We start from the raw sequence: 10158 nt of genomic DNA, 5'->3' as shown, positions 1-10158 counted from the left end.
GTTTGGTCTATACGGTTCGGTTAGGTTTAATTCTCAAGATCCACATCTCATCATCATACGAAGCGTTCAGCTTTGTATAATAAGAGGTAAGTGCATTGCCCCAGGTTTCGTGCTTTTTAAGGTACACGTATCTCAACTTGTCATTTGGGTTGATGAAGTAACTGGCATTCAGCCCCTTTGCATTCAGCTCTTTTACAAATTGCGTTGCGCTTGATGAAGTTTCAAAGACATTGGCAATGATGTAAAAGCCGGAAGGAAGCCCATCTATGGCGTCTGAACTGTATGAAACCCCAGAAGCCACTTTGGTCCCTTTGTTGGCCAGGTTTTTATGTAGTACACTGTTTCCATACTTGGAATTTTGTCCATTTTCCACGGCGGTATAGCCACCAATGGTGGAATCTCCTCCGTTGACGTTCATGATCCAGGCATCGCCACCGTAGGCTCCGTTCATTTTGGTTCTATAGGCATCCAATGCTTCGGTCTTGTTCTCAAAATCGCCGATGTAGACGTAGTTGAGCCCGTTCTTTGGGTTTTCAAAATAGTTGGCCTCAATACCCTGAGCGCGCAGTTCTTCAATGAACGCACTGACATTTTCGGAATCCCTGAACACATTGGCAATCAGGTAGTGTCCGCTTTGTACATTGGGAACACTGTGCGATTTGAAACGCGCCCTTTTGCCGTTGCTGGCTACGGCTCGGTTGATATTATCTTGTTTTACCGGTGAATTTGCCACCACAGCGGATTGTGGATCGTCCTTCTTGTCGTTCAAACGGATGACCTTTTTGGCCGCTGTTGTATTGGTCAGGCCATGGTTGGAAAGGGGCTGCGTCTTTCTGGACACAATATCCGCAGTGTCCATATTGTTAAAGTAAAGCTGCTTTGCCTTTTCCTCAAGGGCGGGGTTTTGGCCGTTGGTCTCCCGTTTCACCATTTTCATCACAGTCTCGAACCTTCTTTCCAAGTCTTGCCTTCTATTGGTCTCGATGGAGTCTTGGCGCATCAAGAGCTCATCAAGGATGGCATCGTTTTCGGCCAGTTTTTCCTTGAGCTCGGCAATTTCAAAGTCCTTTTCGGTAAGGTTCAGGCTATCCTGTGGCACATTTTCGTTTTCCACAAGGGATTCGTTCTCTTTTTCCAACATGACCCGGTCTTCGGTAAGGTTGGGCGTAAAGGAATAGGCCAAGGAAATTTCGTGGGTGACCCCAAAGTTTTCAAATTCGTTGGAAAGTCCCTTTTCAACGGTATATCCGAGCGAAATGTTTTTGGTCAGGTTGAAACCAAGTCCTGCAGATGCTCCATAGAAGTCGTCATAACCTGCTTGTAACCAACCCAATTTTGGCAAATCGAGAATCAGGTTTCCTCCCAGTGTGAGATTATTTTCCCCCACTTTTCGCACTCTTGCCAAGGGCATTAAACGGGCGCTCTCCATGATACCCCTACCGTTTTCAAACGGATGGGTATATTGTAGGTGTCCGGAGTATGTTTTTTCGTTGAATTCGGTGACGGATTCACTGGTTTTCAGGTTATAATCGAATAGATTTTCTGCAAAACCACCAATATCAAACCGACCAACGGAAAAGTTGAAACCGGGTTGGAAACTTACCAAAGAGCTACTTTCCAACGTGTTCAAAAAGGGATCGTCCTCTATGGAGTTTGCCCTATCCTGGTTGAAAGCACTTTGATAGTAGCTTATATTGGCCCCAAAGGTAAAGGAACTCTTGAGCCCCAAGCGCACACCATAAGCGTAGTTGGCATGTACACCAAAGTTGTTGAATAGCCCTTCACGGTTGGTGAACAAGCTCAGACCCACACCACTTCTATCGCTAACTCTACCACTATAGCTCAAGAAATAGACCTGATTGTTGTCATCAAAAGATACCGATTGGTTTCTGTGAAACAAATTGATATAGGACTTGTCCTCTCGAACGGTGGAAAACGTTGGGTTTATCAAGAACCTATTGAATTTCAAAAGGTTCTGGGAAGGGACGTTGTAGGGTACAAAAGGGTCCTCTTCCTGTCCGCGCATTCCGGAAAAGACAAGTAGCAAGATGGATGTAAGTAGTAGTAGAGGTTTTTTGGTGTGCATTTCTGCTTATTTAATAACAGTTATGGTTCCTTGTTTCAGGCTTTTTCCACCCCTGGTGACCTTGTAATAGAAGATCATGCTCTGTTTGTTGAACGAGGTGGTGGACTGTGGCCAGTTGTTTTCATAGCCCGCTTGGCTGAAAACCTGTTCCCCCCTTTCATTGAAAATGGTGACGAGAACATTGGGGTCCCGGGAATAGGTATTGGGCAGCACCCAAAGGTCGTTGATACCGTCCCCATTGGCGGTGATGACGTTGGGTATGGAAAACATATCCCTGTAGGTGACCGTGATGACCCTGCTTACGGTGCAAGTTCCGAAGCTGGCGACCAAAAGGTATTCCCCTTCCATTTGGAAGCTATAAGAGTCTTGTGATGATAACAAATTGTTGCCCGTATCATACCATTCGTAGGAATCGGCACCACTCGCAGTGATTGTTTTGGTCTCCCCTTCTATGATGATGAGGTCCTTGGGCTTGTCCAGCACCAACAATGACTCGTCAAAGGCACTAACGTTGACTTTGTTGGAAGCTAGCGGACAATCGTATTCTTTGAGGATAAGTTCATAAGCACCTGTTTCGCTTGCAGTCAAGCTTTCAGAAGAAGTGTCAATGACAACACCATCTTTTTTCCATTCAAAGGATTTGCCCGAAAGGTCCATGGAACTGGTAAGGACAATGGCTTCGCCTCCTTCGCAAAGTACTGTGCCATTGGTAGTTATTTGTAAGAATTCGTTGACCTTTAATTTCACTTCCATGCTGTTGGATGACGCATTGAAGGCATCTATGGTTCCATCCAAGGAATAGAAACCGTTTTTCTCATGATTGGAGAGCGTGATGGTTCTTGAAGTTTCACCATTGACGAGGTTTCCATTCCTTTTCCATTGGTAGGTAAAAGAGGATTGCAGGTCGGCGGTAACATCTGTTTTCGCTCCGCTGTCGCTAACTGCGTGGATAGCGGTCAGACTTAGGGTTGCATCCGTATTTTCGCAAGCTGTATAAGTGCCTACAAAATCGATTTCAAATTCAAACGAATCTGGAGAAACCACAGTGGTCTTAGCAGAAGCAATGGGGGCCGCCGTACATGGTCCACCGTTTTGGCTCACCTGCACATAATACTCCCCTATCGAGTTGATATTCAAAGAACTGTTTGTAGCCCCTGAAATGGCCGAGCCATTTTTGTACCATTGATAGGTGGGAGATGTCGCTGTCGTGTTCACGGATAGGGTTTTGGTCTGTGAAGGCAACAACACAATGTTTTCTTGATTTGCCAAGGTTACACTATAAGAACCTGTAGCTGATATTGTTACAGCTGCTGATTTTTCTTTACATATTCCGGAACCGCCTATTTCAACTGCATAAGCACCTTCAAAACCTGAAGTACTTGTGTTAACGGTATAGGTATTGGCATTGACCGTGGGGCCGCTTATGACATTTCCGTCCTTATACCAGGTATAGGTGTAACCTCCCCCAGAGATATTGGCTTCAAGTATATGGGTGTCGCCAGGGCAAACAGTCACGTTGCTTGGGCCATTGAGGGCAATGCCAGCGCTGGTTCCGGTGCCGATGGTTATGGTATTGGAAAGTGTGTTTGCGGAACCTGAACAGACAGAGCCGTAGTCCAGTTCCACATAGTACATGCCTGGGTCTGAAACCGTAATACTTTCGGTTTTTTCAGGTAGTGGAGTCCCACTTCTATACCAATTGTAGCGGTAGGTCCCCGCATTTGGGATGTTGTGAGGCTTAAGGGTCACAGAACCGCCACCGCAGATTTGGATCTCACCACCAGAAGGGATGGATCCGCTACCATTTTCACTGATCAACAACGGAGATTTGTAATCAATGAAGTACATGGAAAAGGCGTCCGATGCTGGACTGGTCTTGGCCGGGCTGGTACTTCTAACCCTAAATTTGAAATTTTCGCCACGGGTATCTGTAGGCAAAGAGAACTTGAATTTAAAATCCAGTATGGTGTTTTTGTCACTGACACGTGCCAATTCCCTAGGAGATCCGAAGTAGCCATCCGAATCGGAAAGCTCCAAGATGAATTCGTTATTGGAGCTAACCATAGGAGGCATCCACGTAAATTTCACGTAATATTCGTTGTATCCGACCGAGGCACAGGCGGCATCCCAAGGGTCGTCACTACCAATGTTTGGGTTTGGTGCTGGTACAGGTTTGTTCAGCACTTGGGCTTGTACTGTGCTGGCACCAAATAGCATAAAAGCTATGGCCAGAACCAGTATGCTATACGTTGAACCATTTGTTTTCATCTCCGTTAGGGTTTAAGAGGTTATGGGCATTAATGCCCTAGTTAGTTTGTGCCCCTTAATGTAATTAGTCCATAAGGCTGCTTTTGGTTGCCTTAATCGTATAGTATTCTAATAACAAAGATGTTTTTATTTTCGTCGAAAGGAAAGATATTGTTGTAGGGGGCTCCAAAAGTGTTGTGAAATGGCTTTCTTTGTATACTCTATAGCGCGAATCATAGCCATGATGAGCGGATTTGCTACATTTGCGCTTCAAAATTTTGATATGGCTGAAGAAGTTAGATCGCTGAATTTCATCGAACACATCATAGAAGAAGACCTAAGAAACGGGTATTCACCGGACAGTCTTAGGTTTCGTTTTCCTCCGGAGCCAAACGGGTACCTTCATGTGGGCCACGCAAGCTCCATTTGCCTGAACTTTGGTTTGGGTCTACGGTACAATGCACCCGTGAACCTTCGGTTCGACGACACCAATCCCGCGAAGGAAGAAAAGGAATATGTGGAGGCCATCAAAGAGGATGTGGCCTGGCTGGGCTATGAGTGGGATACGGAATGCTATGCATCGGATTATTTCCAGCAATTGTACGATTGGGCCGTTGAACTCATCAAGCAGGGAAAAGCCTATGTGGACAGCCAATCTTCCGAAGATATGGCTTCCCAAAAGGGAACACCGACCGAACCTGGAAAGGACAGCCCTTTCAGGAACCGATCCGTTGAAGAAAACCTCAAGCTTTTTAAGGGAATGAAGAACGGGGAATTCAAGGAAGGGCAGCATGTGTTGCGGGCAAAGATAAACATGGCCTCCACCAATATGTTGATGCGCGATCCGGTGATGTATCGGATCCTCCATAAACCCCACCATAGAACAAATACCGATTGGTGTATTTATCCGATGTACGACTGGACACATGGGGAGAGCGATTACATAGAACAAGTGTCACATTCTTTGTGTACCTTGGAGTTTTTACCACACAGGGAACTCTATGATTGGTTTTTGGACCAATTGGTATCTAAAGATAAATTGCGTCCAAAGCAGCGTGAGTTTGCCCGTAGGAACCTGAGTCACACCATTGTGAGCAAGCGTAAATTACTGCAGTTGGTGGAAAGTGGCGTAGTTGCGGGATGGGACGACCCCAGGATGCCCACTATTTCCGGTCTGAGAAGAAGGGGATATACCCCGGAGTCCATTCGGAATTTTGCGGACACCATTGGGATTGCCAAGCGTGACAATGTGGTGGATGTTTCCCTTTTGGAATTCCATGTGCGCGAGCATTTGAACAAGATCGCACCTCGGGTGATGGCGGTGCTGGACCCATTAAAGCTGGTCATAACCAATTATGAAGAGGGCAAGGAAGAATGGTTGGAAGCTGAGAACAATCCGGAAGACGAATCCGCTGGATACCGACAAGTTCCTTTTTCCAAGGAACTGTACATTGAACAGGATGACTTTAGGGAAGAGGGCAATCGGAAGTTCTTCAGGTTGAAGCTCGGCGGTGAGGTCAGGTTGAAGAACGGTTACATCATCAAGGCCGAAAGCTGTACCAAGGATGCAGATGGAAATGTTATGGAAGTGCAGTGCACCTATGACCCCAAGAGCAAAAGTGGTTCCGGAACGGAGGAAAGCCTTCGAAAGGTGAAGGGCACCCTACATTGGGTTTCTATTCCGCATGCGGTAACCGCCGAGGTGAGATTGTACGATCGCCTTTTTACGGATCCAACACCAGGTGCGCACAAGGACAAGGATTTCATGGAATTCATCAATCCAGATTCCTTGGAGAAAGTTACCGGATATTTGGAACCTAGTTTAAAAGAAGTACAGATCGGTGATCAATTCCAATTTCAGCGTATGGGTTATTTCAATGTGGACAAAGATTCCACAAAAGAGCATTTGGTCTTTAACCGGACAGTTCCATTGCGGGACACTTGGGCGAAATTGGACCAAAAAGAATAGCATCGAAAACAACTATAATGGTTGCTTCAACCATAACATTTAACTATTGAAAAAGGCCCGCTCAGGGCCTTTTTTATGTACTTACATTTTTGGGCGACCCATTTCCTCAAACTCACCTGAAAAGACGCGTTATTGAGCTTTATTTTCATTTTTTCACAATTTTTCAGCTTCAGCGTCAATCTTTACATGGATAGCATCAAGCTAGGTTTTCTTCTTGGCCTAATTTAGTGACATAAGTATTTTGTACATCATGGTGCAAAATGGAAAACGAATTATTAACCTTAAAATTTATATCATGTCAAATAATAGTGGAAATGTATTGGTGGCCCTGTTGACAGGTGCCGTAGTTGGAGCCGGGGTTGGAATCCTATATGCACCCGACAAGGGGCAGAAGACCAGAAAAAAAATCAAGAACAGCGCCATAAAGGCAAAAGACGATATTTCAGCAAGTATATCAAATGTCAAGGATGAACTGACAAAAACTGCCGATGCGAAGAAAGCGGAATTTGAGGCAAAACTGGAGGACACCTTGTCCAATATGAGCTATAAGGCCGATGACATTATCGTAGCTTTGGAAAAGAAATTGGAAGACCTAAGGAAGAAGAACGCACAACTTCAAAAATAATCTATGTCTTTGTTCGATATCAAGGAACACATCGCCGAAGCCGAGGAAAGCGCCCGATCCTATGTGGACAGCAGCCTCCAATACTATAGGTTGAAGAGCTTTAAGTCGATGATGCAAGGGATCACGGTCACCGCAAAGGTACTCTTGATCGGGACCATGGCCGTCATGGCCCTGCTCTTGCTCTCCATTGCGGCCTCTTTTTGGATCGGAGATCTATTGGATAGCAATGCCAAAGGTTTCCTTGTGGTAGGAGGTTTTTATATACTGATTGGTTTGTTCATTTACTTATTTAGAAGACGATTGGAGTCCCCTTTGTTGAGAAAGTTTTCTGAATTTTATTTTGATTGATGATGAAAGCAAAAAAATACAGTTCGTTTGAGGAAATAGAACAGGACATGAGAATCCTGCAGCTACAGCGTGAGATTGATGAGGAGAAACTGAAGTATGCCTTTCAGAGCACCAAGGAGGAACTCTATCCTACCAATTTGTTGGGAGGGTTCAGTGGAATAGCCAAAAAACTGGCCCTATCGTTTGTGACGAGCAAGATTCTAAAGAGTTTTAAATAGTCCACTCTTATGCTTTAAATGGAAAAGGCACCGATTTCGGTGCCTTTTTTGTTCTTGTTGAAAAAATATTATTCCTCTTTCTTTTTGTTCTGTTTTTTCATGGCCTCACCGATTTGGTTGCTCGCCGTGAAGGAGGCTACCATGTTGTTGAGCATGTCGCTGCCCGCTTGTGGGGAGTTCGGCAACAGGATGAGGTTGGTGTTGGTCTCCTCACCAATGGCCTGCAGTGTGTCGTAGTGTTGGGTCACCACGATGAGTGCAGAGGCTTCCTGGGAATTGATGCCCACCTTGTTCAGCACCTCAACGGATTCTTCCAGACCACGCGCTATTTCACGACGCTGATCGGCAATACCCTGTCCCTGGAGCCTTTTGCTCTCTGCTTCGGCCTTTGCCTTTTCTACGATGAGGATTCTTGCGGCGTCCCCTTCAAACTGCGCAGCGATTTTTTCACGTTCCGAAGCATTGATTCGGTTCATGGCTGCCTTTACTTGGGCGTCCGGGTCAATATCGGTCACAAGGGTCTTGATGATGTCATACCCATAATCCAACATTGCATCTTGAAGTTCGGCCTTTACCGCAATGGCGATATCGTCTTTTTTCACGAATACATCATCCAGTTTCATCTTGGGCACCTCGGCACGCACTACATCAAATACGTATGAAGTGATCTGATCATGTGGATATTCCAATTTATAGAAGGCATCATAGACCTTATCCTTTATCACTACATATTGGACGGAAATCTTCAGTTTTACGAAAACATCGTCGCGGGTCTTCGTTTCTACAATCACATCAAGTTGTTGGATTTTTAAGCTCAAACGTCCTGCGATACGGTCAACGAGCGGAATCTTCATTTGTAAACCGGAGTTACGGATACTGTGGAACCTACCGAAGCGTTCAATGGTCACAGCGGTCTGTTGCTTTACGATAAAAAAGAACTTGAACAGGATGACAAGCGCAAAAAATAATATCGGTAAGAATAAATAGTTGCCCATAGTGTTTAGATTTTATGTTAGGAATGGAAATTACAAAACTCTGGTACATCATGAGTAGCCATTCGTCAAGTTTTGTTACATATCCATCAATTTGAGAGCTTCAAAATCGCTGTTTTGATTCGATGGATGCTTTCTTTCTTGCCAATGAGCTCCATAATATCGAACAGGTGCGGTCCTTTCATTTCACCCACAATGACCAATCGCAATGGCGGCATCACTTTTCCAAAGGAAAGTTCCTTTTCGGATATCCATTCCTTCACTTTGGCTTCAACGGATGCTGAATCAAAAAGTTCAATGCCGTCCAAGATACCAACAATGGCTTGCATGATTTCAGGGGTGTCTTCTTTCCATTGTTTGCCCACTGCTTTTTCATCGTAAGAAGATGGGGATTCAAATAAGTAATTCCCCAATTCCCATAGTTCGGACACAAAACTTGCCCGTTCCTTGATGAGGGAAACGACTTTGGTCACATAATCGGTATTGAAGTTTTTGCCTCTTTCCCCCAATCTTTCATAAAGGTCTTTGGAGAATATTTCAGCCAGTTCAGTATCGCTTTTCAGCTGCATCCACTGCTGATTATACCACTTGTTCTTTTCCGGGTCGAAACGGGCCCCGGACTTGTTTACACGCTCCAAGCTGAAGCTCTGCACCAGTTCTTCCAAAGTGAAGATTTCCTGCTCCGTGCCTGGATTCCAACCCAATAGGGCCAAAAAGTTGACCACCGCTTCCGGAAAAAATCCAGCCTCCCGATAACCCTGTGATTCGTTCCATGACAAAGGAAAAACGGGAAATCCACCCTTTTCCCCATCACGTTTGCTCAACTTGCCCTTACCGACGGGCTTCATGATGAGGGGCAAATGGGCAAACTGCGGAGCTTTCCATGCAAAGGCATCATAGAGCAGTTGGTGGAGTGCCAAAGAGGGCAGCCATTCTTCACCGCGGATCACGTGGGTGATCTTCATCAAATGATCATCCACGATATTGGCCAAGTGGTAGGTGGGCATGCCATCACTTTTGAAAAGGACCTTGTCGTCCAAAATGTTGGTGTCTATTTTGATCTCTCCCCGGATGATGTCGTTCAACAACAATTGTTCATTCTCTGGCGATTTGAAACGGATGACATATTCATCCCCAGCATCCAGTTTTTGTTGTACCTCTTCCTTGGAAAGTGAGAGGGAATTGACCAACTTCAATCGGTTATGCCAATTATAGATAAAGGTCTTTCCCTTGGCCTCATGGTCTTTTCGGTGGTTGTCCAGACTTTCCGAAGAGTCAAAAGCATAGTAGGCTTTCCCCTTTTCGATAAGCTCCAAGGCATAGGCTTCGTACAGGTTTTTGCGTTCGCTCTGGCGATAGGGACCATAAGCACCTTCTTTGCCTGGCCCTTCATCGAAAGGGATGCCGCACCAGTTGAGGGCCTGAACAATGTATTCCTCTGCACCTTCCACATAACGGTTCTGATCCGTGTCCTCAATCCGAAGCAGGAAATCCCCGCCATTCTTTTTGGCAAAGAGGTAATTGAACAGTGCGGTGCGCAGACCGCCGATATGCAATGGCCCGGTGGGGCTAGGGGCAAAACGAACCCTTACTTTTTCACTCATGCTATAGTAGTTGTGCTGCAAAGATACATTGTGATGGCCTATCTTGGAAGTAGATTGAGGTTGCCTTTG

8 protein-coding genes are annotated in these 10158 nt (G+C 45.4%); 4 read left to right on the top strand and 4 right to left on the bottom strand.

Going from position 1 to position 10158, the window contains the following annotated elements; translation table 11 throughout:
* Positions 1–7: 7 nt before the first annotated feature.
* Both FOT42_RS09700 and FOT42_RS09695 read right to left on the bottom strand, forming a co-directional pair.
* Entirely contained in the window at positions 8–2086 is a 2079-nt protein-coding gene (locus FOT42_RS09700) for a PorP/SprF family type IX secretion system membrane protein (protein WP_151890373.1), read from the bottom strand.
* A gap of 6 nt (positions 2087–2092) precedes the next feature.
* The gene (locus FOT42_RS09695) at positions 2093–4354 is read right to left on the bottom strand and encodes a T9SS type B sorting domain-containing protein (protein WP_151890372.1); all 2262 of its coding nucleotides are present in this window, start codon (positions 4352–4354) and stop codon (positions 2093–2095) included.
* Positions 4355–4616: 262 nt separating this feature from the next.
* Between FOT42_RS09695 and FOT42_RS09690 the strand changes: the two genes are divergently transcribed.
* The 4 genes from FOT42_RS09690 to FOT42_RS09675 all read left to right on the top strand — a co-directional run bounded on the left by FOT42_RS09690 (position 4617) and on the right by FOT42_RS09675 (position 7493).
* Entirely contained in the window at positions 4617–6302 is a 1686-nt protein-coding gene (locus FOT42_RS09690) for a glutamine--tRNA ligase/YqeY domain fusion protein (protein ID WP_151890371.1), read from the top strand.
* Between the two features lie 295 nt (positions 6303–6597).
* Positions 6598–6927, top strand: a complete 330-nt coding sequence (locus tag FOT42_RS09685) for a YtxH domain-containing protein (protein WP_151890370.1) — start codon at positions 6598–6600, stop codon at positions 6925–6927.
* A gap of 3 nt (positions 6928–6930) precedes the next feature.
* Positions 6931–7275: a hypothetical protein gene (locus FOT42_RS09680; RefSeq protein ID WP_151890369.1), complete on the top strand. Its 345-nt coding sequence runs from the start codon at positions 6931–6933 to the stop codon at positions 7273–7275.
* A 2-nt stretch (positions 7276–7277) separates the two neighbouring features.
* Positions 7278–7493, top strand: coding sequence for a DUF6327 family protein (locus FOT42_RS09675; protein ID WP_151890442.1), 216 nt, complete (start codon positions 7278–7280; stop codon positions 7491–7493).
* A 68-nt stretch (positions 7494–7561) separates the two neighbouring features.
* Here FOT42_RS09675 and FOT42_RS09670 read toward each other — a convergent pair whose 3' ends face one another.
* Positions 7562–8488 (bottom strand): SPFH domain-containing protein, encoded by a 927-nt coding sequence (locus FOT42_RS09670; RefSeq protein ID WP_151890368.1) that lies wholly within the window; start codon positions 8486–8488, stop codon positions 7562–7564.
* Positions 8489–8574: 86 nt separating this feature from the next.
* Positions 8575–10089 carry a glutamate--tRNA ligase gene (gene gltX / locus FOT42_RS09665; protein ID WP_151890367.1) on the bottom strand — a complete coding sequence of 505 codons (1515 nt, stop codon included), beginning with the start codon at positions 10087–10089 and terminating at the stop codon, positions 8575–8577.
* Between the last annotated feature and the right edge of the window lie 69 nt (positions 10090–10158).

Origin of the sequence: Flagellimonas hadalis (assembly GCF_007785775.2) — a bacterium.
GTDB lineage: Bacteria > Bacteroidota > Bacteroidia > Flavobacteriales > Flavobacteriaceae > Flagellimonas > Flagellimonas hadalis.
The sequence above is the reverse complement of the archived record's forward strand: the minus strand, read 5'-3'. Positions and strand labels throughout refer to the sequence as shown.

Coding starts and splice junctions, on each gene's coding strand:
- FOT42_RS09685 (WP_151890370.1), top strand. CDS start 6,598: ATGTCAAATAATAGTGGAAATGTATTGGTGGCCCTGTTGACAGGTGCC.
- FOT42_RS09695 (WP_151890372.1), bottom strand. CDS start 4,354: ATGAAAACAAATGGTTCAACGTATAGCATACTGGTTCTGGCCATAGCT.
- FOT42_RS09690 (WP_151890371.1), top strand. CDS start 4,617: ATGGCTGAAGAAGTTAGATCGCTGAATTTCATCGAACACATCATAGAA.
- FOT42_RS09700 (WP_151890373.1), bottom strand. CDS start 2,086: ATGCACACCAAAAAACCTCTACTACTACTTACATCCATCTTGCTACTT.
- gltX (WP_151890367.1), bottom strand. CDS start 10,089: ATGAGTGAAAAAGTAAGGGTTCGTTTTGCCCCTAGCCCCACCGGGCCA.
- FOT42_RS09670 (WP_151890368.1), bottom strand. CDS start 8,488: ATGGGCAACTATTTATTCTTACCGATATTATTTTTTGCGCTTGTCATC.
- FOT42_RS09680 (WP_151890369.1), top strand. CDS start 6,931: ATGTCTTTGTTCGATATCAAGGAACACATCGCCGAAGCCGAGGAAAGC.
- FOT42_RS09675 (WP_151890442.1), top strand. CDS start 7,278: ATGAAAGCAAAAAAATACAGTTCGTTTGAGGAAATAGAACAGGACATG.